This window comes from Asaia sp. VD9, assembly GCF_037150015.1.
Lineage (GTDB): Bacteria > Pseudomonadota > Alphaproteobacteria > Acetobacterales > Acetobacteraceae > Asaia.
This window is the reverse complement of record NZ_JBBCQM010000013.1, coordinates 52,751-75,375: the sequence shown is the minus strand read 5'-3', so window position 1 is coordinate 75,375 and position 22,625 is coordinate 52,751. Positions and strand designations below refer to the sequence as shown.

Annotated in this window: 24 protein-coding genes and 2 tRNA genes; 11 read left to right on the top strand and 15 right to left on the bottom strand. The window is 59.8% G+C overall.

Annotation, left to right across the window (positions count from 1 at the left end; translation table 11 throughout):
- Nucleotides 1-117: 117 nt before the first annotated feature.
- Nucleotides 118-807, top strand: a complete 690-nt coding sequence (locus WFJ47_RS14230) for a transaldolase family protein (RefSeq protein ID WP_336763855.1) — start codon at nucleotides 118-120, stop codon at nucleotides 805-807.
- Between the two features lie 69 nt (nucleotides 808-876).
- On the top strand, nucleotides 877-1,812 hold the full coding sequence (locus tag WFJ47_RS14225) for a carbohydrate kinase (RefSeq protein ID WP_336763854.1): 936 nt from the start codon (nucleotides 877-879) through the stop codon (nucleotides 1,810-1,812).
- 12 nt (nucleotides 1,813-1,824) lie between these two features.
- Here the strand turns inward: WFJ47_RS14225 and WFJ47_RS14220 are convergent, their stop codons facing one another.
- Complete coding sequence (locus WFJ47_RS14220; protein WP_336763853.1) at nucleotides 1,825-2,757, bottom strand: GIY-YIG nuclease family protein; 933 nt, start codon at nucleotides 2,755-2,757, stop codon at nucleotides 1,825-1,827.
- A gap of 437 nt (nucleotides 2,758-3,194) precedes the next feature.
- Nucleotides 3,195-4,367 (bottom strand): nucleoside hydrolase, encoded by a 1,173-nt coding sequence (locus tag WFJ47_RS14215; RefSeq protein ID WP_336763852.1) that lies wholly within the window; start codon nucleotides 4,365-4,367, stop codon nucleotides 3,195-3,197.
- Nucleotides 4,368-5,801: 1,434 nt separating this feature from the next.
- On the opposite strand from WFJ47_RS14215, the gene WFJ47_RS14210 reads away from it, so the two are divergent.
- The 4 genes from WFJ47_RS14210 (at nucleotide 5,802) to WFJ47_RS14195 (ending at nucleotide 7,955) form a co-directional block, all read left to right on the top strand.
- On the top strand, nucleotides 5,802-5,975 hold the full coding sequence (locus WFJ47_RS14210; protein WP_336763851.1) for a hypothetical protein: 174 nt from the start codon (nucleotides 5,802-5,804) through the stop codon (nucleotides 5,973-5,975).
- 18 nt (nucleotides 5,976-5,993) lie between these two features.
- Nucleotides 5,994-6,452: a hypothetical protein gene (locus tag WFJ47_RS14205; RefSeq protein WP_336763850.1), complete on the top strand. Its 459-nt coding sequence runs from the start codon at nucleotides 5,994-5,996 to the stop codon at nucleotides 6,450-6,452.
- A 129-nt stretch (nucleotides 6,453-6,581) separates the two neighbouring features.
- The gene (locus WFJ47_RS14200) at nucleotides 6,582-7,487 is read left to right on the top strand and encodes a hypothetical protein (RefSeq protein WP_336763848.1); all 906 of its coding nucleotides are present in this window, start codon (nucleotides 6,582-6,584) and stop codon (nucleotides 7,485-7,487) included.
- Between the two features lie 358 nt (nucleotides 7,488-7,845).
- Nucleotides 7,846-7,955: transfer RNA gene (locus tag WFJ47_RS14195), tRNA-Trp, on the top strand.
- 53 nt (nucleotides 7,956-8,008) lie between these two features.
- Here WFJ47_RS14195 and WFJ47_RS14190 read toward each other — a convergent pair.
- The 3 genes from WFJ47_RS14190 to WFJ47_RS14180 form a co-directional block, all read right to left on the bottom strand.
- On the bottom strand, nucleotides 8,009-8,512 hold the full coding sequence (locus tag WFJ47_RS14190) for an abortive infection family protein (RefSeq protein ID WP_336763847.1): 504 nt from the start codon (nucleotides 8,510-8,512) through the stop codon (nucleotides 8,009-8,011).
- Between the two features lie 84 nt (nucleotides 8,513-8,596).
- Nucleotides 8,597-8,869 (bottom strand): hypothetical protein, encoded by a 273-nt coding sequence (locus WFJ47_RS14185; protein ID WP_336763846.1) that lies wholly within the window; start codon nucleotides 8,867-8,869, stop codon nucleotides 8,597-8,599.
- Nucleotides 8,870-9,034: 165 nt separating this feature from the next.
- Nucleotides 9,035-9,958: a hypothetical protein gene (locus tag WFJ47_RS14180; RefSeq protein ID WP_336763844.1), complete on the bottom strand. Its 924-nt coding sequence runs from the start codon at nucleotides 9,956-9,958 to the stop codon at nucleotides 9,035-9,037.
- Nucleotides 9,959-10,536: 578 nt separating this feature from the next.
- On the opposite strand from WFJ47_RS14180, the gene WFJ47_RS14175 reads away from it, so the two are divergent.
- The gene (locus WFJ47_RS14175; RefSeq protein ID WP_336763842.1) at nucleotides 10,537-11,205 is read left to right on the top strand and encodes a recombinase family protein; all 669 of its coding nucleotides are present in this window, start codon (nucleotides 10,537-10,539) and stop codon (nucleotides 11,203-11,205) included.
- 21 nt (nucleotides 11,206-11,226) lie between these two features.
- Nucleotides 11,227-11,505, top strand: a complete 279-nt coding sequence (locus WFJ47_RS14170) for a hypothetical protein (RefSeq protein WP_336763841.1) — start codon at nucleotides 11,227-11,229, stop codon at nucleotides 11,503-11,505.
- 239 nt (nucleotides 11,506-11,744) lie between these two features.
- Here WFJ47_RS14170 and WFJ47_RS14165 read toward each other — a convergent pair whose 3' ends face one another.
- The 7 genes from WFJ47_RS14165 to WFJ47_RS14135 all read right to left on the bottom strand — a co-directional run bounded on the left by WFJ47_RS14165 (nucleotide 11,745) and on the right by WFJ47_RS14135 (nucleotide 16,926).
- A complete protein-coding gene (locus WFJ47_RS14165; protein ID WP_336763840.1) occupies nucleotides 11,745-12,212 on the bottom strand; it encodes a hypothetical protein in 468 nt (155 codons plus the stop codon).
- Nucleotides 12,209-12,643, bottom strand: a complete 435-nt coding sequence (locus tag WFJ47_RS14160) for a hypothetical protein (protein ID WP_336763838.1) — start codon at nucleotides 12,641-12,643, stop codon at nucleotides 12,209-12,211. Before WFJ47_RS14160 ends, WFJ47_RS14165 begins: the two co-directional genes overlap by 4 nt.
- Before the next feature lie 446 nt (nucleotides 12,644-13,089).
- Nucleotides 13,090-13,809, bottom strand: coding sequence for a hypothetical protein (locus WFJ47_RS14155; protein WP_336763837.1), 720 nt, complete (start codon nucleotides 13,807-13,809; stop codon nucleotides 13,090-13,092).
- Nucleotides 13,806-14,315: a hypothetical protein gene (locus tag WFJ47_RS14150; RefSeq protein ID WP_336763835.1), complete on the bottom strand. Its 510-nt coding sequence runs from the start codon at nucleotides 14,313-14,315 to the stop codon at nucleotides 13,806-13,808. The genes WFJ47_RS14155 and WFJ47_RS14150 overlap by 4 nt, the downstream gene beginning before the upstream one ends.
- Entirely contained in the window at nucleotides 14,290-16,086 is a 1,797-nt protein-coding gene (locus WFJ47_RS14145) for a DotA/TraY family protein (RefSeq protein WP_336763833.1), read from the bottom strand. Before WFJ47_RS14145 ends, WFJ47_RS14150 begins: the two co-directional genes overlap by 26 nt.
- The gene (locus tag WFJ47_RS14140; protein WP_336763831.1) at nucleotides 16,083-16,577 is read right to left on the bottom strand and encodes a hypothetical protein; all 495 of its coding nucleotides are present in this window, start codon (nucleotides 16,575-16,577) and stop codon (nucleotides 16,083-16,085) included. Before WFJ47_RS14140 ends, WFJ47_RS14145 begins: the two co-directional genes overlap by 4 nt.
- Nucleotides 16,578-16,602: 25 nt before the next feature.
- On the bottom strand, nucleotides 16,603-16,926 hold the full coding sequence (locus tag WFJ47_RS14135) for a hypothetical protein (protein WP_336763829.1): 324 nt from the start codon (nucleotides 16,924-16,926) through the stop codon (nucleotides 16,603-16,605).
- 139 nt (nucleotides 16,927-17,065) lie between these two features.
- On the opposite strand from WFJ47_RS14135, the gene WFJ47_RS14130 reads away from it, so the two are divergent.
- The 3 genes from WFJ47_RS14130 (at nucleotide 17,066) to WFJ47_RS14120 (ending at nucleotide 20,362) form a co-directional block, all read left to right on the top strand.
- The gene (locus WFJ47_RS14130; RefSeq protein WP_336763828.1) at nucleotides 17,066-17,314 is read left to right on the top strand and encodes a hypothetical protein; all 249 of its coding nucleotides are present in this window, start codon (nucleotides 17,066-17,068) and stop codon (nucleotides 17,312-17,314) included.
- Between the two features lie 15 nt (nucleotides 17,315-17,329).
- On the top strand, nucleotides 17,330-19,885 hold the full coding sequence (locus tag WFJ47_RS14125; protein WP_336763826.1) for a MobA/MobL family protein: 2,556 nt from the start codon (nucleotides 17,330-17,332) through the stop codon (nucleotides 19,883-19,885).
- A 177-nt stretch (nucleotides 19,886-20,062) separates the two neighbouring features.
- Nucleotides 20,063-20,362, top strand: a complete 300-nt coding sequence (locus WFJ47_RS14120) for a hypothetical protein (RefSeq protein ID WP_336763825.1) — start codon at nucleotides 20,063-20,065, stop codon at nucleotides 20,360-20,362.
- Here the strand turns inward: WFJ47_RS14120 and WFJ47_RS14115 are convergent.
- The 3 genes from WFJ47_RS14115 to WFJ47_RS14105 all read right to left on the bottom strand — a co-directional run bounded on the left by WFJ47_RS14115 (nucleotide 20,359) and on the right by WFJ47_RS14105 (nucleotide 22,571).
- Nucleotides 20,359-21,132, bottom strand: coding sequence for a DUF4145 domain-containing protein (locus WFJ47_RS14115; protein ID WP_336763823.1), 774 nt, complete (start codon nucleotides 21,130-21,132; stop codon nucleotides 20,359-20,361). The two genes, WFJ47_RS14120 and WFJ47_RS14115, sit on opposite strands and share 4 nt — an antisense overlap.
- A gap of 103 nt (nucleotides 21,133-21,235) precedes the next feature.
- On the bottom strand, nucleotides 21,236-22,369 hold the full coding sequence (locus WFJ47_RS14110) for a tyrosine-type recombinase/integrase (RefSeq protein ID WP_336763821.1): 1,134 nt from the start codon (nucleotides 22,367-22,369) through the stop codon (nucleotides 21,236-21,238).
- A 116-nt stretch (nucleotides 22,370-22,485) separates the two neighbouring features.
- Nucleotides 22,486-22,571: transfer RNA gene (locus WFJ47_RS14105), tRNA-Tyr, on the bottom strand.
- Nucleotides 22,572-22,625: the final 54 nt, after the last annotated feature.

Here is a 22,625-nt window from a genome sequence, read left to right as displayed (position 1 = left end):
TCGCGTGGCGGCGGCGCGCGCGATGACGCATATGTGTCGGCGCTACCACGAACATATGTCCTGACAAAAGATCAAAAGTCCGTATCGTCTTTCCCTGAGATTGATGAGGAGAACGCAATGACCTCGAGAATCGCGCCGGGTGACTGTCCTGGGCTCAGATTATTCCTGGATACCGCTGATCGCGCGGCGCTCCGGCGCTGGCTGCCTACCGGGCTCTTCCACGGAGTAACCACCAATCCGACCATTCTGGATCGTTCGGGGCTGCACAGTTCGATCGAGGATATCGCACCGCTCATGCGTGAGATCCTGGGCTATGGTGTGCCCGAGGTCCAGGCGCAGTGCTGGGGTACCGAGACAGAAGCGCTCGTTGCAACGGGGCTTGCCTTGGCGGCCCTCGATCCACGTCTCGTGGTCAAGGTGCCGATCACCGAGAAAGGCATCAGGGCTGTGTCGATCCTGCATGGGCATGGCGTACGCACCACCCTGACAGCTGTTTACGCCGCTCATCAGGCGCTGACTGCCGCCGCCGCAGGAGCGGATTACGTCGCTCCGTATTTCGGGCGGATTGGCGATAGCGGGCAGGATGCGCCGGGTATCCTGAAGACGATGCATCAGATCCTCCTGGCTTCAGGGCGCGCCACAAGGCTGCTTGTAGCCAGTCTGCGCCGTGCTGATGATCTGGCCCTTCTGGCTACCATGGGCTGCGATACTTTCACCTTCAGTCCTGTCGTGGCCGAGCAGCTATTCAGCGAGAGCCTGACCATCGATGCTGCGGCGGTCTTCGAGAAGACGGCGGCACGGCACTGAAAGACGCTCAGCTCGGGTCCGCCCCCTGATAAGGCGAGGCCCGGCGGGTCCCAATGCGAAAGAACAGCCATGGGCGGTTCCATTCTCTGCCTCGGTGAGGCGGTCATCGATTTCATTCCTGTTCGCGCCGAAGGGGGAGCGGCTTACCGTCCGTGTCTCGGCGGTTCCTCTTACAACGTTGCGCGTGCGCTCGGCCGGCTCGGGGTGCCAACGGAGTATGGTTGTGCCGTATCCACCGATCTCTTCGGTGATCAATTCGTGGAAGGCCTGGCGCAAAGCAGGGTCGGGCGGCACTTCCTGACGCGGATCGATGCCCCTTCCACACTCGGTTTTGTCAGTCTCGATCAGGGGGAACCGGCTTATGCGTTTTTCGATCAGGGCGCGGCGGATCGGATCTGTTGTGACATGCCCTCCGTCGGAGCGCTTGCAGGGATCGACACGCTGCATTTTGGATCGATCGCCCTGATACGCGAGCCCGCAGCAACGGCGTATGAGACGTTGTTCCTGCGTGAAGCAGGTGGACGGCGACTGATCAGTTTCGACCCCAATATCCGCGCGTCGCACGTGAAAGATGCGCCCGCTTATCGCGCGCGCCTGGAGCGGCTGCTTTCGCGCGCCGATATCATCAAGATCAGCGGGGCGGATCTTGACTGGCTTCATCCGGGTCTTGCCCATGACGAGGCCGCGCGGAACTGGCTGGCGCATGGGGCGAAGCTTGTGGTGATCACCCATGGCAAGGCGGGGGTAAGCGGCTGGAGCCAAGGGAGCCACGCCCACGCTGCTGCCCTCAGCGTGGAGGTGATCGACACGGTCGGTGCCGGAGACAGTTTCATGGCGGGGTTGCTCGCCGGGCTCCATGAGCGCGATTGCCTGGAGAGGGAAACGTTGCTGCGTCTCAATTCCCAAGCCTTGCATGAAGTCCTGGCCTATGGTCAGCGCGTCGCCAGCCAGACCTGCACTCGACGCGGCGCAGACTCGCCCTGGCGGAAGGAGATCATGACATAATGGGAACCTGGATTATATCTCTGTGTTGTGGGTTGAGGCAGTCGGTTGCTTGCGTCCCATGACTTCCGAGAGGGTCTTCCCGCCTTCATTCTTCCACTCGGTCCAGCCGTTAGTGGCTCGGCCGTTCACCATGTCACCAGCGGCGCTAGGGGAAGAAAAACTCACATCCCTTCGGAAATAGAGGCGCTCTCCTACAATTTCCAGTTCACCTGACTCGATAAGATACTCGCGTTTCTTTCGTGCAGTCGGTGTTATCGATTGCGTCGACATTTGCGCTCGCCCCGAAGATCCCGCCAAAACCACGAGCCCAGTTTCCGTATAGCGCCCCGAGGCTTGGGCACGATCGTTCCGGAGGAATATCTCGATGTCATGGGAAGTGCTGGAAGCAGTCGCTCTGGTTTCTTCCTCGTCTTGCGCTGCCCGTGAGGGCGGCTGTTTGATCAGCGTTTCAAAGACCGGATAGCCCAGCGTCGTTAGAAGAATACCGATCGTTTCGAAAATTTCACGGCATTCTGCATCGAGCGCCGCCGGGGCGTGGGGCCTGCTTCCTGCCGTGCCGTTTATAAGCGCGTAACGATGTGCTTGAATAGCTCGGTTGATCGACTGCCACTCCAAATAATGGGCGTGAGTGACGGTCAGGCTGTGGGTGAGGGAGAGAGCTACCAGCGCTCGGTTCCAGAAATCTTTACCGTCGTGATGCTGCTTGAGGCGAGCACCGAGAGCACTGGTTTGTCCAATATAGGCTTTGGGCTGCCCGGTTTCCTCATCCTCGCCGAAGAGCCAATACACCCCCACATGGGTAGCTTCTTTCATAGCGAGGAAATCGCTCAGTCGTGCGCGTGGTATCTCGATGACTTGCACGATACGCGTGGTGATTGCGGCGATGCGTATACCTTGGGGATCTCCATCCGGAAGGAAGATCTGAATGGTCTGCGGATGCGCCATGGAGGGGTTTTTCTCACGATAAGAGAGCAGCGCCGTAGAAGCGGGCGCGCTAAGAGAAATACTCTGAGCCTTTATGTCCTATTCGGAAAGGGGCGATAGGAGGTGGAGGAAGCATGGCTCAACCTCTATTGAGGACAAGGTAAGGTTGATCATCCCAATTCTCGCAATGATAGGATACGATCCGTTAATAGTGAAGCATGCTTCACTATTAGATCGGCGAGGATGAGAATACTGCCAAACTGCTTTCCTCGTATGGGATGTCATCTTCGTTGAAATCCCGTATTATCTATCGAGAGACACTAGGTGTCAGCCCGCAAAAGGCCGAGCAGTTCCTCCCGAAAGCAGGCGATAAGGCGATTCCTGACCAGTCGACATCAGTGATTTGACCCCAGCGAGGCCGGAAAACATCCGGCCTGCCACCCTTCAGATCCTGAGAATCAGGGCAGTGGCTTGCCACTGAGGGGTTTTTGGGGAGCCGCTACGAGACGGTCCATCAGATCCTCGAACCGGGGGACGTCGATCTTCTGCACCACGATCGTCTTTCCTTCGCCCAGACCCGGTTGGTAGCCTGGCGTCCAGGAGAGGATATCGCCATAGGAGGGGCCGAACTGGCTGTTTACATCCACGTAGAGCTCAGCCTTCTGGGTGATCAGGCTTGGATCGAGCCAGACCGCCGCCGCAATTTCGTCCCAGAGGGGAAAGCCAGGCTCGCGTGTCTTGAGCGATTGCGCAACCGGGGTGCCAGAGCGTGACAGGCGCTTGAGCAGCGCAGGAGTCAACTCGGTGTCGGTCGAGGGATCCACCGGGATCATCGTGATCCTGGCCCAGGGAGCGCGCAGGGCAATACTTGCCCCCTCGGGATCGAAGCGGATGTTGAATTCGCGACGCGGGGCATTGAGGAATTCGCGCGCAAATTGATGGGCGACCTCGTCCGGGCGTGTCTGACGCGGGTTGAGGCTGCCCCCCATATAGACCAGTTCTTTCGCCAGGGAGGCGAATTCAGGGTCCAGACGCTGGGCCAGGGCCAGATTGGTGAGCGGCCCCGTGGCGATGATCGACACCTGGTGCGGGTAGCGATGCACCATGTCGATCATGAAATCGGCCGCGCGCTCATGCTGCGCCTTGATGGTCGGGTTGCCCTGCGGGAGGTCGGGAACCACGTCCGGGCCGTGATAAGGCGGGAGTTTCTGAAGGGTGGGTTCCACCCAGTGCTTCATCCATACGCCCTTCCAGACCAGCTTTCCATAAAGCGCCTCCCAGCGCTCGGTCTGAGCCTCCGTGTTGACCAGAGGATAGGTGGCTCCGGTATAGACGGGCAGGTCGGGGCGTCCCGCAATCTCGACACCACGCAAGGCGTCGGCGGTGGCTTCCTTCGTCCAGGCATCGCCCGTGACCGTCGTCACGCCCAGAACCTGCACATCCGGGGCCTTGATGACCATCCACTGCGCAAGGGCAAAGCCATCATCATCAAGGATCACCTTGCGAGGCTCGGCATGGGCGGTCGCAGCGCCAGTAAGCAGACCCACAAAGGCCAGAGCCAGACTCCATGACGGCGGACGTCTGAGTCCGGTCCGATTCAATCTCTCCGGGCAGCGGGCGTTACGAGGCATGGGCAAAGAATTTCATTATCTGGAGGCTCCAAAGATCGATATCGGCAGCCAGGGTGAGGCGCGCCCTGATTGCCTTGGCCGGGCGCGAATGAGATGCCCTGACGAAAAGAAGGGATCAGTTTGAAGCCTGAGACTCTAACCGGCAATCCGGTAAAATCGGGTGCAGTCTGACGATGAGGCGAGCAGGGGAAGAAGTCATCACCCGCTTAGCGCCGGGTTGCGCTTCTGAAAGATGCGTTCGCCGCATCGTCCGGATCGTCATGGGGTGCTCATGCCAGACTTGGCAGACAGCGCCCGCCAGATACGGCGGGGGGCTTCCGGATCATTTTGATCGGAAAATGTGTCGGGCCGGTGAGGGCGGATCGAGAGGGTTTTGGCTGGCGCAGAGCTTGGTACGAGAGGGGGCGTAGAACCCCTTGCAGTGTGCGGCGCTGCAGTCGGCAGGAGGCAGCGCCAAACAGGCCCTCAGGACCAGTTTTCGAGCGATCAACCTACCGGGAGAATATGTAATTTTCCGGAAAGGGGACCTGGTGGAGAGAGTTGGATTCGAACCAACGTAGGCGTACCCCAGCGGATTTACAGTCCGAAGATAGGCCATTGATAAGGCTAGGGATTTTGCACAAGTCACTGTTTTGTTTGGGTTTGACTCGGCAGCCTTCGGTCGGAATCGGTCAGTTTCGGTCGCCGATTGGCACAAATTGGCACAAATTGGCACAAGGATTGGCACAAGCTCCGACGTCCTCCCTCGCACACACTAGACCGTCCTCTCGGCACACCCCGGCATCTTTCGGTTGACATCGCAACGTCTCTTATGAGACATTACGTGAACGCCCCGACGTGTCGCCAGGGTGCAGGACGACAACGGCCAGCCATGAAGGATTTCAGCCTTATAGCATGACCTCTAACGCGTATGCGTTGCCGTTCAGCTATGCTTGCCGTTATCGCCAGCGCCTCGCGACGTTTCGTCGGGAGTGCCTACTGCCATGCCTACATCGTCGATTGAGCCGGTTCTGCTTTTTGAACCGGACGCCGCCGCTCGCTTCGGGCTGAGCCGCGACTACCTGTATCGCCTCCGCACAGACGGGCCGCGACGACGAAACAATCCCCAGAGCCCCCTGCCTCCTGGACCGCCCTACATCAGGATTGCGGGGCGCGTTGCATATCGCCCGGAAGACCTGACTGCTTGGCTTGCTGCCTTGGCATCTGGTGCCCTGTATGCACGCCAGTCTCGTGGCCGAGGTCGCCCCCGCAAGGTCGCTGCCTGATTTCCGAAAAATCAGGCAAGCACTCCCAATACTTCAACTAAAAAGACCCGCTCACATCGAGGCCCTGCCAGGCTGACGACATGTCGCGGGTCAAGTAACACTGGGATGAGCGAACAATACGGCTTCAATAGCCGCAATGCAAGCTCATCCCGTGTCCAGGGACCGGGATATGACGACAAGTGCATTGGCCATTGCCCCTCCGCCATATGACGACGGAATCGAGCCTCGCATCATGCCCCGCGCGAGCGGCCTGACATGGTCTCTCAACTGGCTGGAGAGCGGCCAGCTCCGGCAGCGCATGTATCGTGCTGATGAGATGGCCACCATTGTCGACAACGCCTAGGGTCGCCGGGACACCTATATGTCTCAGGCATTCTTTTCCCGTGGACGGCGACTGGCCGACCGGGTGGCCGCTTTCACACACGCCTGGATTGACTGTGATATCTACAAGTCACCCCACCCGCTTGACCCTGGGCCGGATGGCAGTGCCATCCTCCAGTTCTGCACGACGCAGGGCATCCCGGCACCCAGCCTCATCATCGACAGCGGTCGCGGCATCTACCTGAAATGGTTGTTCACAGCGGTCATCCCGGGCAAGACCGCCTCCAAGCTAGTGCGTCTCAACAAGGAGTTGGTCCGGAAATTCAGCACGTGGTGTTCTGACCCGGCCTCAGTGGACGCAGCTCGTATCCTGCGCGTTGTCGGCAGCATCAACGGCAAGTCGGGCAGGCCTGTCCGCATCGTCCGCGACACCGGCGCGCGTTACGATTTCGACCAGCTTGCAGACGCCGTGCTGCCCATGACGCGAGCCGCCCTTTAGCAGGCACGGGACGCCTTGGCTGCCGGAGCGGCAGCCAGAAATGAGGTTGCCTCCATCTCCCGAGAGCGTGCGCGTCGAGACGGAGATTGCGCCCAAGCCAAGAAATCTCCCCGGTCTTGGCACTGGGCCGTGCTGGACGACCTCCGGACACTTGCTCAGCTTCGGTGGGATGGTCTGGTCCCGGACGGTCATCGGGACATGTTCGGGCACATCGGGGCATCGATGCTCGGGCATATCTTCGAAAGCCAGCCGGACAGGCTATGGGCCGAAATCCAGACATTTGCCTCCCTCCTGTTGCCATCCGACTACCACCAGGGCCAGCTTGAGGGGCACAGCAGCACCCTGATGAAGCGCGTCCAGAATGGCGACGGCAGCTATCGCTACCGGACGGCCACCATCATCGACCGCCTGGACATTCAGGACACGGAGATGGTGCATCTGAAGGCCCTCATCTCCAAGGATGAGAAGGACCGCAGGCGCAACGTCCGACGACGCGACAAGGGACGTTCGGACCGGACCGCGACGACAGGTCAGGACCGGGACGAATGGCGGGTCCAGGTTGCAGCCGGGTCGGCGGAGCTGGAGAAACCGTGGGAGCACCACGGGATGTCGCGGGCGACGTGGTATCGCCACAAGGCTTCTGGAAGCGTGAAGAAGCTGCCGAAATCCAGGCGAGTAGTGAGCGACCGGGCGCGGGTTCTGGTCATGGGCCAAGCACAAGACAAGGCGGCCTTCCGGGCGTTCATGTCCTACAGGCGGGAATATTGGCGCATGAAGCGGACGGAGGCCGTGACCGCAGGATGGTCGGCGGACGCCCTCGACAATCAGGCACTCGCCATGCGCGCCGATTTCGCTCGACTGACCGAATATTACCGGGCTGGCGCGGAAGGCCGAGCTGTCAAGCGCCGCGAGCCGAGAGCACGTCGCCTTTCCCTGGTGGCAGCACAGGCCCCCCAGATGACGCCTACCGAGCGTCAGGCATGGCGGGAACAGATGGAGGACATGGACGCATTCATGTCCCTGTGGGCGGCATGAAAATGAGACACGGTGGGGCGCTTATATAATTAGCGAAGCTCTGGCCTAGGGCAGCTCTCCGTCTAACTGTCTCGCCCTGAACCAATCTCACAACTTTTGAGTAGTTGACTCCGCATTGCCCAGACATCATTATGCAAATGTAACGTCGAGTTGGGGTCAAAGAGAGGGAAGACGGCGAGTAGGAACCATCGTAGCGGCGGCAGCGTGCATGTTGCCAATTCGGCCCCACCTGTTACCGCAGATAAGCGGCAGCATAGAGATACACGCTCACGTGGACCTCGAAATGGGCATCGAAAAGGAAAACCATCATGAAACAACCGACGTTGACAAATGTCTTGTGGAAGCAATGGGCCGCTCTGGCGGGGTCGAATTGGTGTGCCGTTGCCGCTGCTAAATGATGGGAAATATTCTGCCTAATCCTTCTCTCCCAGAGAGCGGCTAGAGGTTCGAATCCTCACCCTGCCACCATTTCTTTGTTATGCGCCACTGACTCCAGCCAGTGGCGCATAACACCTTACGAGCTACGTCCCTGTATCCCGGTCAGTCTCCAGGAGATACCAAGCCAAGGTCGATGCGGCACCAACGACAAGACGCGCATGACGTGGCAATAATCCGCCCCTCAATGTTCCTTCGCGACCATGCCCACTGCCGTACAGGTTTCGAAGCTCGGCTAGGCACTGGACTATGGTTCTCAGGTTGCTGAGCATGGTCTTTATCGTCTTCGAGCCCTTCTTTGCGTCCGGGATATCGTCAGGTAGCTGCCGAAGGACACCAAAGGCTTTCTTGCCAAGCTCATTGAGGTCATCGTCTTTGGTGTAGGTGACGCCGGATGACGACCCTCTCTTATCCAGAATAGTCTTGCAGACCGTCTCAATCATCTCCTTTGCCGACCCGATGGCCAAAGCCGGGTCAGCCTCTATGGACGACTCGATGCGTCTGACATGGTCGGCAAGGTGTGGCAGGTCCAGCGTTGTTGCCAGCCGCTTGGTGTCAGCCAGACGGGCGGATTGAGATACGGCGACCATCGTGCCGTCATGCCACTCGAACCCGCACTTTTTCATCTGGTCGATGAAGCGTTGCAGAGGATGCGTGAGCTCAGCTACCGCACCCTAAGCCTGTTGCTGCTTTATCAGGGTGTCTCCCTTGGCGACGAAGTAAGAGGCAACGGTTACGAACTTGCTGATATCTTCGGGGTGGTCCCATCGAAGGCCCGCATAGAACTCTCTGACCAGTTTTCGTCTAAGCCCAAGTGAGGTGTCGTCAATCTCAACCCTCTCGATGTCCGCAGCCGAGAACTCAGTCTCAATCTCGCGCAGGGCACTGTTCGATGTCAGGTAGTCCTCAAGGAAGGTCCGCGCCAGGCGATTCACGATATCGGGCATTGGGCCTCTATAGCACAGGCGCTGACACGATGCCTGTCATCGCTGTCTTCAGACTCGATGCAGCCGTGCCTTTTGCGGTGCTGGCGCAAGCTCTGGGGCACCCGACCCTGCACGGATTGCCTGATGACCGCCTTGCGTGACGTTTAACGGGCGACTGGCTCAGGCTCATGTAATCTCTGAAACCGGGGCCACCTTCAGGATGTCCGCCCCCAGGGTCTGGGTGTTCTTTGGCCCACCCGCACCATTATCGAGCGGTATGCCCATGGCTTTCGCCAGTTCGCGGAGAGCCGGTTTTGTCGGTATGACCTCTTCGCCCCCTTCCATTACCGAGATGCTGCGCGTCTCATGCATTCGCACGACATAATGCCCTATAGTGGCCTGGGAGATGACCTCACCGCGTTGGTCACGTCCGCGACGGATGCCCCGGTCGGGGCCGCGAGTTCGCAAAACGTCGACACCTGAACTCTCAACCGCTATCGGTCGAGGTACGTGCCGCATATCTGGCTCCAGAACGTCTGACGAAAGCGGGGGCGTTTTGGTGTCGGTCGAATGGCCCGCTGGGAGGAGCGTGACGGCACCCAGAGCCGCCATGACGTCGTTCCCCAGGGTCCGTGTATTCTTCTTGTTCCCTGCACCGTTAAGAGGGGGCACCCCGACCTGCCTTGCTATCTCTTCTAGCACTGGTCGGGCTGACGCGACTTCCGTCCCACCACGCCAGACGGATACGGAGCCCATGCTATGGAGCTTCACGAGGGTGTCGCGATAAACCGCCTCGGCGATGGGCTCCCCCCTGTCAAACGTCTGCGACCGGGGCGTACCATTGCCCAGCGCATAGCTGAGCTTGGTCCCATTGGGACGGCATAGGGGAAGGATTTCGGACGCAGGTCTGTCAACGAGTGTCTTGATACTGACCTCCCCATCTTTGTAATCGATAAGCAAAATTCTGACGCGCTGAGCCTCGCTGAATGTTCCTTGGGAGAAAAGGGCCGTCTTCGACGTCGTGACTGTCTTGACGGAGATACGCTCAACAGCGCCCTCAGGCGTGCGAGCAATCACGTCATAGCCGCGCTGGTTCACGGCGGGAGCCATCTGCCCGTCCGTAATCATCGCAGTGTAAAGCTCACCGATTCGGCCAGTAAGGTGGTTCATGCTTGACGGGCGAACGCCCCATGCCAACTCTTTTTCGAACCACGTCAGAGCCTCGGCGAGAGCCTGAATTATCTGGACCTGAGAAAGGGACCCTATCGGAGGTGCAAGCTCCTGGCCTTCATCGTCATCCAACTCAAAATTCTCTTTGTCGTCCATTCGCGCGTCTCTCCTCAGGCCACCGACAATCGCGCCATTGTCTTGCTGTGCGACCATGGCACGCGCCAGCAATCTGTGAAAATCCACCGCAACTGTTGCTCTATCTCGACTTTCTTCGGGGTTTCTTGACCAAGGACGATGGTTTGACACCCAAATATTTCGTCCCCGCCTTCAGCTCGCCATTGCCCGGTCATCAACTCCCCAGTCAGACATCAGATGGAGGCATGAGTTAAGTACAAACTCTAATTTTGTACTTAACTGCCTCGACCAAGGCTTTGGCCCCGTGTGCGTAAACCATTTGGATAACGCACCCGCCCTCCACTACAATAGAACACAGGGCCGGAGCGTGTGCGAAACCCTGTATGCATAAGCATCAGGGGGAATTGTGTCAGATGCGCTACGGATACGTGCGAGTGAGTACCAAAGACCAGGACACGGGGAGCCAGCGCCACAAGCTGGATGCAGCAGGCATTCACGATGAGGCCATCTTCGAAGACATCGGTGTGTCTGGGTCAAAGTCCTCCAGGCCGGGACTGAACCAGCTTCTGCCCATCCTCCAACCCGGCGACGAGGTGGTCGTGTTCCGCCTGGACCGTCTGGGGCGCTCACTCCGCAATCTTGTCGAGCTTGCTGACGACCTCGACCGACGCGGCATCATCATCGAATCAATCTCGGAGGGCATCCGGACGGACACCCCCCAGGGCCGCATGATGTTACAGATTTTCGCCATGGTCGGGGAGTGGGAGCGTGCTTTCATTATTGAGCGTGTGAATGCGGGGGTGGCCAGGGCCAAAGTCTACGGCACGAAATCCGGCAAGCCCATCGGCAGGCCTCGGAAATCATCCCGTGCAGTCGCCCTTGCCTTGTCTCTCGTGGAGCAAGGGCACTCGCACCGAGAGGCTGCACAGATTGCTCGTATTGACCCATCGACGCTTACCCGCGCCCGCCAGCGCGACGGCATCGGGCCGCAGGCGACCTACGGCCAGATTGACTTAGAAGCGGCCATCCGCTCGACCAAGAAGGCGGCGTGAAATTCGACGGGAGAATTCACCTTGTTTGAACGCTTAATTACTCAGGCCTTCCAAGAAGACGACTATGGCAAGGCCCAAGCCCTCTACGGCAAGAACCCAGGTATCTATCGGGTCATTCTAATGGATGCGGCGTGCCAGGCACCTGCGCCCCTACCAAGATTGCTCGACACAGACAGCGAAGGTGTTCTTTACATCGGCACGGGAAAACACCTGCTTGGCCGTTTCGGCGGCCTAAGAACTGCCATCTACGCGGCATATGGGTTTAAAGGCGCTCAAGGACTACATGAAACAGTTTGGTGAACTTCCCCCCTTCAACTCATCGGTCGGACGGGGAGAAAAGCAGGCTGTCGCGATGGCCGTCGATGAAGAAGAAGTGCCGTGACGTCACGAAGCGCGTGAATTCTACAAACCGTGCCGCGTTGACCACGCTTACCACATACCCCCATCGGCTCCCCACTGCGCCATGCGTGGGGCGCTCTCCGCCGATGGGGATATGCTCCGCTTCGCTACGGCCTCCGGCTGGAAAGCATGGACAACGCTCAGTGTAGTGTCCGGATTACATCGAGCACGTCGCCTAAAAGTGTGAGATTGTACGTTTCCGGTCGGCTTGCCGCGTCTAGATATGCAGCAGCAAGCTTTACAAGGGCGCGTATTTCATGTCCGGCTAGCTTATTCAGAAATGGCCTGTCGTCCGGGAAATTCTGACATATTGTGAAGAACTGTCGTGATTCGAACGCTTTTGCGAACGAGTCGCCTCTGTCGTGTTTTAGGTTCACCCGCACTCCGGTTGCCATTCCAAACATGTCCGGCACCATCCGCGTATGAAATCCGCCCTCGCCATCGGTCTCGATGATATGAGTGCACCGCCCCTCAACTAGGAACTCCACGTCCTCAATACTGCGGGCACAAATGCGCTGCACGGCTGAAGCATAGTCCCTTTTACGGGGACCGGACCACGCATCGCTGATTGCTTCATGTGCGGCGCGCGTGACTTTGACCGTTCTCATGCCGTCAGTTCCAGCCCATCGACCGTGAAGCCCAGGCGCGTCCGTTGTCCATCATTGGTCGGGGCACATCCCCAAAGGCACGCACGCACCAGTGCAACGCGGGCGTGGTGCGTGGGGTATAACCAGCCTGCGAAAGGGAACAGTGATTTTTCGGCGTTTTCGAGACAGGAAATCGCCATCGGGTGGACTTGCTCTGGCGCACTATCGCGAATGGCAAGCAGGCTGGAAATCATGCTGTCGAGTTTGGTGCCATCATAATACAGATGGGTAACATTTGTGATACGGGGCTCGCCCCATGTCCCCCCGGGCACTCGGGTGGATAGGATGATTGCTTCACTCTCACGCACGCGCACCGGCGCAAGTCGTAAGTGCGTGTGTAGTGCCGCTTGGTCCGTGCTGCATTGATGCATCAGTTCAATCACGTCCATCACGCAGCACTCCCGGCCAACCATACTCGCAGTCCGGCCAGCTTCTGGGCTCCGGACCGCATCTCCTGCTCTTTGCGCCACAGGTAGTCGGCAAAGTCCTGCCGGAACGATAGTGAAGCATTGCCGCGCATAGCTTGGCGGATGCGGTATAGCGAGATGCCTGAGTCACGGTTTAGTGCGGTCAAGTTGACCGACCCGAACGCGCCCCTCATCACATACTCAAGCATATCTCGCATGCCGATTTCCCTCATATCCTGTTGATATTGTAGGGCACGACGTCGATATTCGGATGAGAAATCGCACGATATTTGTGAAGCATTCATACCGTCATGACGACGTCATAGTGACGGCATCATGACGTCATCGGCACGCCTGGCTGGGCCTGCGCCCCGCCCGCGTGCCTGGGGCGACGAGACCATCGGCCTCCGGCCTCGGCCTCGCCCCAACCGTCACCCCCTCTTCACAGCAGGCGATGGCTGGGGTTTGGGACGACGCTCTGGAACGGGGCTGAAATCCCCTGTGACTTCCGATGCTTCATTTTGCGCCGCCTGGATGCCGATGCGCCGTTTCATCAAGACATACGCGCCATCCGCATTCAGCTTCCCGCGCCCCGCAGTCATCATCAGGACGGCATACAATTCCGGGTCCAAAGCCTGCCCTTCGAGCGCTGCCCGCACGTCCGGCAGGCCCGCGAGGACGTCCCGCGCTCGACCAGCCTCCGCAGACGTATTGAACGCCAGGATTCTCTTATTCGCCCGCCTGACCCGCATCGACACCCGCCGCCTGGCCTCCCTCTCAGCAGCTTCCCAGCCGCCCTCCTGCCACGCCTTCAAGGCGGCCTCGGCAACATCGAGCGCGGCATTCCGGCGACGACGAGCAGAAGACAGCCACCAGCCCGGCGGCATCGCTTCCGCAGCCTGTGCGTCGGCAATCAGAGCATCGTGCTGACGAGATACATTAGCCCGTTCGACCCGCAGCTCCGCCCTCTCATCTACGGCCTTTGGAGCTTTCGATAAGACGAATTCAGCCGCTTTCTGCATGTCCTCTAGGCACTCTACCAGCGCCTGCATCAGCACCGTCCAGATTGCGGGCGACACTGATGTGAACGGCACCGAGTGCTGTAGAACCCCGGCAATCAGCCGGGCATTCGCAGACGACCGTGCCATCATGCAGCCCCCGCAGCAGCCCCAGCCCCGCCGCCCGAGACGGACCCGCCAGCCTCGCCCGAGGTCGCGCCGCCCGTGGGCTTCTCGGCAGGCTTCTTCCCGGATTGCCGGAGCCCTTGCTGGCCTCCTGCGACCCGCTCGATAAGGCCCGCAAGCATATGGGATGCGCCGTCCGGGGCCTGGCCGACGTCGGCATCGGCCCCCATCCACCGGGCTATCTGACGCGGCATCGTCCGCACGCACATTTCGAGGCTGTGCTTCACGAGGTGCCAGTGCAGCCACGCGGCAATCACCAGCATCGCGACCGCCCCGAACGCGCCAGGCCCGCCGTCAGAGGTCGCCGACAGCATGGCGGGGTAGAAGCTCCAGGACATCAGCACGAAGCCGATGTGGAGCAATTGCAACCATAGGAGGAAGCCAAAAACGGTGACCGGGATGCGTAGAAAAAGGTTGAAGATAATGACGGTGCCGGGCCGCTGGTGTTCATTGATGAGTTCTTGACCGTCCATCCTGATAAACATCAGAGCCCAGAGCGGCGCGGCAATGAAGGCTTCGAGGACGATAAGGAGAATCTGAACCGATGCGAAAAACACCTCGATGTAGGGCAGCATCGGCAACAGATACGCATGCTCGCAGCCAATCACGACTAAGCCGACGAGGATAATGCCAATCACCATGCCGCCGCCCGTGCTGATGGCCGTTGCCGAAAGCGGAGAGCTGGCTGATTTCGGACCCAGACTTCCCGGACACGTCGATGCCGGACAGGTCGCGGTCTATGATTTTGTAGATTGACCGGAACAACCATGCGTTGCCGGAGTGCAGCGAGGTCACCCGGTTGCCGTCCGCCCCAGCAGATGCGGCGTCGGACAGGTCAGGGGTTATCTGCGCTCCTGGCAAGCCAGGCGAATTGCTGTTGAATCCAGCATTCCAGGTGCCAGCCGCTGTGTTCAGGGCCGTCTGCCAGCTCGCTTCGTCTTTATTATAGTCGGGCCAGAGGCTCGATTCGTTAGGGTCAGATGAGGAAGTCACCTGAGCTTTCGAATAGCTGAGAGTCGGGACGTCTGCGGCCAGTCTCGATGCACGGGACTGGAGCATCGCGATGTTGCTGTAGTACATGCCCATCGTCATCCAGCCATATTGGCTAATGCTCGACTGCATGGCCGAGACACCCGACGAGCCCCCGGCACCGGTGCCGTTCACCAGGGTCTGACCAGCATTGTAAAATGCCTGGTCGAGGGCGACCTTCTCCGCATTGAACGATGCAACCAATGCCGCCGTGCCAGCCCATGCATAGTCCTGCGGCACATTTGGTCCATATTCTATCCAGGCAGCATACAGAGACGCCGACGCGGCGAGAGCTTTCCGCACTTGCTCGATTGCTGCCAGTCTGGCGCGGTCAAACTCCTGCACGGCTACGTCACCGTTGTTCCCGACTGCAAATGGCGCTGAAACTTGCCCGCACAGGCCATAATCCCAGGTCATCATGACCCTAGCCGCTGCCGAGGTCGAAAACGCGGAGCCGCCATCGATGCTCGCCCGAAATCCGTTCCACAGATTTCCGAGGCCGACGCTCACCGTATCGTATGTCGAGGACGAGGATGTCGCAGTCGGCCACTGCGCCGGAATGTCTGCATATGCCTGCCCGAACGCGGGCGCGTGCGGTGGCATTGGCCCTGGACTGCTTGCCAGGGCGACGTCCGTGCCATGCACCAAGGCCCAGCAGACTTCCGCTTGTGCGAAGTCACGCAGCATTGCCCCGGTCGCAGGGATAGCGGGTGCCGGAGCGGTCGGGGACACGATGTTTTGGACGTAGGTGGACCATATGACGTTGCCTAGGCTCGCGCTCCACAACGCGACCGTGACCACGAAAACCTGAGCCATACACACGCCGCCCTTGATGGTCGGGGCGAGCAAGCCCATGCCGAGAACGAGCCTGATTGGTGTCCAGGTCGTGTGCCAATCCTTGCCGAGCGGCTGCCCGTCATGGGCCGAGGCGACCATGGCGACGATGGTGTGCCATGCGGTCATAGACACGCCCAGCACCATCAGAATCGTTACCCACTCATATGCTGCCGCTATCAGTGCTTTTCCGCCTGCATAAGCTGGGTCATTGGGGTATTCGTCTAGGGGGCCGACGCCAGGCAGCGCCAAGGACAGCAAGTGCCGAAACCAGTCTGTCTGTGGAGGCGTAGACAAGACTTGCGTGACAATGTTGTCCTCCGCCCAGGCATGGCAGGGGAGCAGAAATGCGGCAGCGGCAAGGAGTAGAAGGCGCATCATCGCATGCCTCCCTTCGTGCGAGGGAAGCGATGTCCTGCTTTCCAGAATGCTCGGAAAGTCAGCAGACGGCGTGTGCGGAGTTGGGCATTGAACAGCGCCATCCGCAGTGCCTTCGTCGTGAACAGGACGGTCAGGGATAGGCCCAGCAGAATAGCAGGAACCGAATGCGACGTGTCGGCCTGATAGACCGCCAATCCGATGCCAACAGCCGCGCAGACAGCATTCATCCAGAACTGGTCGTGGCTTTGCGTGATACGGTCCGCGATGCCGGATTCCGACACGCCATAGTGTTGCATGGCGAAGCGGAACCGTTCCCCGTCATCCGTCGTGTCGGTCGGCAGGCGGTTCCGTTTCCCGGCCCCGGCCAGAGCGCGCACCATCGACCAGATTGAATCTGCCCCAGATGCGGCGGGGGTCAGCGTGGCGTCGAGAATCCGGGCCGCGTCGTGCCGGGGCGTGATGCCGATAAATCTACCAAAGCCCTTGAACATACCCCGTCTCCCTCGCGCGTTTCTGTTAGCCGACGACTTCGACGGGGATGTCCGGGGGCACGGTCAGGGCACTGATGAGGGCACGGTCAGAAAGCGTATCTTCAGCAGCCACGAGGTCGCTGTCGCGATTGAGGTATCGCGCAAGATATGACGCGACGGACGCACGGGCATCGGGCACGTCGTCATATAAGGAGAGCACCCCGCGCCCGAGCGCACACAGTGCCTGCGCTTCACGGCGGCGATGCTCCTTTGCGAGGGAGCGCTTCAAAGCAGCAATACGAGCCTTTGCCGCCTGTGCCGCCTTTCTCTTGGTCTCGATTTCTGATTCAATGCTTCGAACGGTTCTCATGCGATTTCTCCAAGTACGACTTGGAAAGCATGATAGTGAATCTGGATGCCTATAATCTAATGGGTCGCATGATTATTTGTACAAGCCAGCTTCGTCATGTGCTATGGTCAGCCCATAGGTTGTCGAGACGACAACCAACATGCTCGCCTATACGTTGCTGACGCAACGTGCTCGCCTGGAGGCAACAATGGGGCGTTTTGTCTATTACCTCGTGGGTTTCGGCCCCCTCGCTCTTGGACTGTGCTTCCTCGCCTGGTCTGCCTTCACCCCCCTCGACGACCAGACCCATTCCGACATGGTCCACCTGCTGTTCGGCGGCGTCCTGATGCTTGGCACGTCGGTTGGAATGCGGGCTTGGGTGAAGCGCCAGGGCCTTGCCCGCTGGTAATCAGGACGGCGCTCGATGTCAGCCGCACTCAGTCAGCATGGGGAAACAATCGGACGGCGGCTTGAGTGCGATTTCGGCATCGTTAAGAAATTCGACGAGCGCGGCGACGTGTTCAAGGTCGCCGCCTATAACGGCTGTCGTGTCGTCGCCGGACGTGAGCCGGACCAGACGTTCGACTTCACCCGGAAATCATCCGAGCACGTCACGCACTTCACCATGTCTCCCGATGGCATGCAGGCGCGGCCCTGGCACGCGGACCCTGCATCGTTCTGGCGCAAGGCCGACGAGGCCGAGAAGCGCCACGACGGTCAGGTGGCGAGGCAAATCCTCCTAGGAATCCCTCGCGGCATACCTCAGTCCGAGTATCGCCCTTTTATCGAGGCGGCCTGTGAGCCATGGCGCGCGGCGGGCATGTTTCTGCATGTCGATATCCACTGCCCGTTGGGTCGCGACGGCCTGCCGCAACCTCACGCCCATATCCTCGCGACCATGCGAGAGATGGAGCTGGACGGCAGCGGATTCCGGAAGAACAAGCAAGGCCGTCCTCGCACCTGGAACGCGACGTTTATGGACGCGGGCTCCCGAACTGAACGCGCACGGGTTGAGGCAGATATGAACCGCTGGCTGGAAGCCCACGTCTATGCCGACCGCGCCGAGCTTCGGTCGAACACGGAAATCCACGGCCCCGATGCGCTGCCGCCTGAGCCATCGCTTCCCCGCGCTGTCATCGAAGCGGCGAAGCGCACGCCGGACAATCCGCCTGCTGAAATCATTTCTCTCGAAAAGCGCCGTCGCTTGCATCAGTCCGCCAGACGCTTGCAGGACGAGGCGCGCGCTCTTCAAGCCGAGATTGTCGAGCTTGAGGAGGAGCGCGACCGCCTCGCTGCACGGGAGAGACGGGACATGGCGCATAGACCACAGGGACAGAGACGACAAGGCGGTCAGCCTTGGATGGCACAGGATGGCGGGTTTGATGCCTTGTCACCTGCACTCCAAGCCTCCGCCCGCCGGTCATACGAGCGATGGGCCAAGGGCAAAAACCGCGACGGTCAAAGCCGAGGCGACCTGCACAGCCTCGAAGATTACGTGGCGTATGTCCAAGGCCAACGCAGCACCGAGAAGGGCTGGCGGTTCGAGCGACCTGCCGATGACGCCAATGCTGTCTCCGCCCCGCCAGCGGAAATCATGGACTCCGATGCGCCTCCGTCCCCGGAAGTCGCGAACCAGGAGCGGGCACCGGCCACCCCACGGGGTGACAGCGAAGACGAGTTCCCGGAGGACGAGGGCTGGACCCGTGAAACCCGGTTCCGTGCCCGCCTCCTCGCAGGCCATTACAAGATTGCGGAATCGTCCCTGCCCCCTGACCAGGTGGCCGCCATCACGCGCATCCGCATTGACCGGAATCGAGGTGTGGCCACGATTGAACTCGCGACGGGCGACACATTTGAGGACTTCGGCGACCGCATCGTATCTCCTCGCGACCCGTCGCCTGAGACAGCGGCACAGATTGCCCAGGCCGCTCGCCTGCACGGGTGGAGCACCGTGCAGCTCACCGGCACCCCAGCGTATCGCGATGAAGTTGGCATCGCCTTGGGCCTCCTGGAGCCACCCGTGTCGCACGATTGGAAGATGTCTCGTGAAGCGAAAGCCCGCCTGGATGCTCTCTTGGCCGCGCGTGCCGCCGCTATTGCCAACACGAACACCATCACGGGCGTCCTGACCCCCGAGAACGTCGTGAAGCCTGATGCCCGCCCCACTCCAGAGCCCGCCCAGGCCCCCATCCTGGCCGTGGTCATGCGAGACGGGAAAGCCGTATCCTCGGACTGGTTAAGCGCAAATCGTGACGCGTATGCAGGCTGGTCCGCCGAGCAGTTCAAGGGCGCCTTTCCGGTATTCTCTTGGACGCCTCCAGCCAACTCGGACGGTGCCGACCGGGCCGAGGCGGCTTGGGATGAGGGCGTGAAATCCGCCATCGCGTCGTGGGAGGCCGAGAGCCACAGCCTGGCGGACATCCCCATCGTCGCCCCTCGGACGCTCTTCATCACGCGACCGGAGCAGGGTCACTCAGCTTACGACTTCGAGGCAGCGGACATGAGAGACCGTCCTCAACTCGCTTCGGTCGCGACGAAGATAGCCCGGCTCACGGACGAGGCCCTAGAAAACAAGCTGAAACGCGCGTTCCCGCACTACAATCCTACCGAAGACCACGCCGAGAACGACCGCCTCCGTGCCGCCGCCATCGCGACGTGGAAGGCCGCCCGTGACGCCCGCATCCAGGAGACCGCCCATGCCTCGCCTGCCTCTTCGCCCCGCCCTGCGCCTACTGTCTCGCAACGTGTTCCCGGCGTGGATGACGCTGATGTTCCTGGCGGCCTTGGTGAAGAATCCACACGGCACCACGCGGCTGGTCAGCGGCATAGCGACGGTCTGGTGGGCGTGCGGAGCGCTTCAGATGCTGACAGCCATCATGGTAGCGGGTGGAGCCATGAAGCTGATGCCGATGGCGAGGACGAGGTTCCAGACGGTCCGGGGCTAGATGACGAAGAGGTGTCGTCCTTCCGCTTCGGTTGATGGGCATCGTATCGTGGTGCGAGAGCCGCCCCGGAGCAATCTAGGGCGGCTTTTTCATGTGCAAGTTATGACGATACAGCATTGAAAGAAATCAGGTTTCTTTCGGAATGACGCTTGCTGACGATTCCTTGACACGGTATGTAATCTGTATCGAAGCCGAGACAGAAGACTGGGCAGATGGCTCACGACACAACCGATGAAGGCGGCATCTCAGTTGCCGTCCTCCTGTGCCGCAAGGATGGCTCAAACCAAGAGATGTGGGGGCCTTTGGCCGCAGAAATCGAGGCGCTGGTCATCGAGCGCATCCAGCGCGGCGCGACGCTGGGCCAGGTCGAGCACTGGTTTGAGGACACCTATCTTGACGAGGGGCAAAGCGCCTGCGTCACCGTCGATGAGATGTTTCACGAAGGAGAGTATCTGGGGCAACAGGTATGCATTGCCGTTGTCTGGGTCGACGAGTTCGTGGAGGCCTTTTAAGGGCCTCGGCGGTTCTCCGACTTCGCGGGCTCGGAGCCTAACTTCGGCTTGGGAAGACGTTTCTGCTTGGGCGGAACCCCATCACGGATGGCCGCAAGTTCAGCATCTCGCCGTTTTGCTGCCTCTGGCTCGATAACTGTCTGCGTCACAAAGCGTTCGAGTAAGTCTATCAAAGTAACAAGCTCATCTTGCCGGGGAAACCAGCCTCTGTGAGCAGCGGCATTGCCAGCCTCTATTAGGACAGCGAGATGAGCGCGTTCGTCAGACCGAATATGATTGCTTGAGAGTAGCTCATCGAGCTTTTCCTCGAATGACAGAGCGGCGTCTACTCCAAGCTTTGCGGCGACGACATCAAACGCTGTGCGCACGCCAACTGCCGACAGCATCACCAATCCAGCATCTATCGCCTTGTAGACCTCATCCAGCACTTCATAGAGGCGGCTTTCTCCCGGCGGCCACGATAAGAACAGGCTATCAAGCCACTCCGGCCTTGCACGCTTGGCTAAGGCAGGAAGATATTCGATATGCTCGATGTATTCTTTTTCTTCGTTGCCGTGGCCGTCGTCCCAGGAGGCATAGTCCTCCGAGTTCGTATATCCCACCCTGACGAAGGTATGCTCGCAGCCAGCGCACTCTAAAATCTGGTAAAGCCGATGTGCGGAGATATCTTCCGAATCAACTCTCCACTGGTGTTCCGCTCGGACATAACAATTCCGCTCACCACCGCAGGTCGAGCATTCGGCTTTTCTCTTTGAGATATCGCCCACCATCAGACGCGCCCCACCTTTGCGGCCTCAATCAAAGCCCTCTCCCTGGTCCGAATAGCTGCTGCTCGGGCCTCCAGGTCGAGTTTATTCGCAGCAAGAGCATTCATCACGCAGACGCTCCGTTTCCATCCTTTGCCTCCCGCGCCTTCCGCTCCGCCTTGCGACGCCGCAACTCCGCAGCTTGTTCCTCAGGTTTAGGGTTGTAATAGGTCTCATGCAGCACTCGCAGGGTCTTGTGTCCTGTCAGCTTGGCAAGCTCCATCGCGGACTGATGGTCCTTCGCCAGGTCCGTGATAGCGATGTGACGTAAATCGTGGAAAGTCACTTTCTGCTGCATGCCATGCAGAGACTGAGCCCGCTTAACGGCGGCAACGTAAGAATTCGACACCATGCTCTCAGTCAAGCCGCCGTCCGCGCCTAGTTTCGCTGGGTCGCCGAACAGCCAGCCATCGTTTCGAACAGGCATCGCCTCCATGGCCCCTCGGATAACTTCATAGCCCTCCAATGTGAGCGGCACGTCTCGCGGGCGCAAATCACTGCCGCCCCTCGTGTTTTTCGTCAGCGGCAGGTGGACATGGGTCTCGTGGAGATGCGCCCGATGGAGCCGCCGTATTTCCTTGGCGCGCATCGCCGTCTCAATCGCAATCAGCACACAATGGATGAGGTACGGTGGGCCGTTCCGGCACTCAGTCATCAGCAGCTTGGTGTCGGCAGCCGAAATCGCAACATGGCGAGGCGGCCTTGCAGGAGGCAGACTGACCAAGCGGCACGGGTTTGCGATATCGAGATGAAGCTGCTTTCGAGCTGCCTCGAAGACCGAGGATAAGATAGCGACCGCATTACGCACGGTTGACGGCGCAGCCCCTGCCTTTACCCGCTCATCAATCCAGCCCTGGATTTGGGCGGGCATGATGGACGTCATCGGGTATGGCTGCCATGCCTCCTGCGCCTTCCAGGCCCTGACCCGCGACGCCTCTTTATCGCCCCCTCGCTTTCGGGGCATCACATGCTGCTCGTGATGGCTCAACCCATCAGCAAGGGTGAATCGCCTCAACCGCTGCCCATCGTCCCATGTGCCGCCTCTGATGAGTTCTTCAGCCTTCACGCGCGCAGCGACAGCTTTATCCATTGTAGGCTCGGTGCCGTTCGCGTCGATGTCACGAATCCGCAAGCGCCATTGCCACTGGCCGGGAGCGCGGAGCTTAACTCCGGTGGGGATACCTTTGGGCTTTCGTGCCATTCGTTGTGCCAATCCGCTGCGGAGAACCGGACAGCGTTGGCACAAAAATTAAGGGGTATTTTTCACCACCCCTTGAGCGCCCACCTTGTTTTCCGCAGTTTTCTGCGGGTTTCAGGTGGTGGAGAGAGTTGGATTCGAACCAACGTAGGCGTACGCCAGCGGATTTACAGTCCGCCCCCTTTAGCCACTCGGGCATCTCTCCAGGTCGGGACGGGGAATATGGCGGATCAGGATTGGTGTCAACGGGCATTCTTCA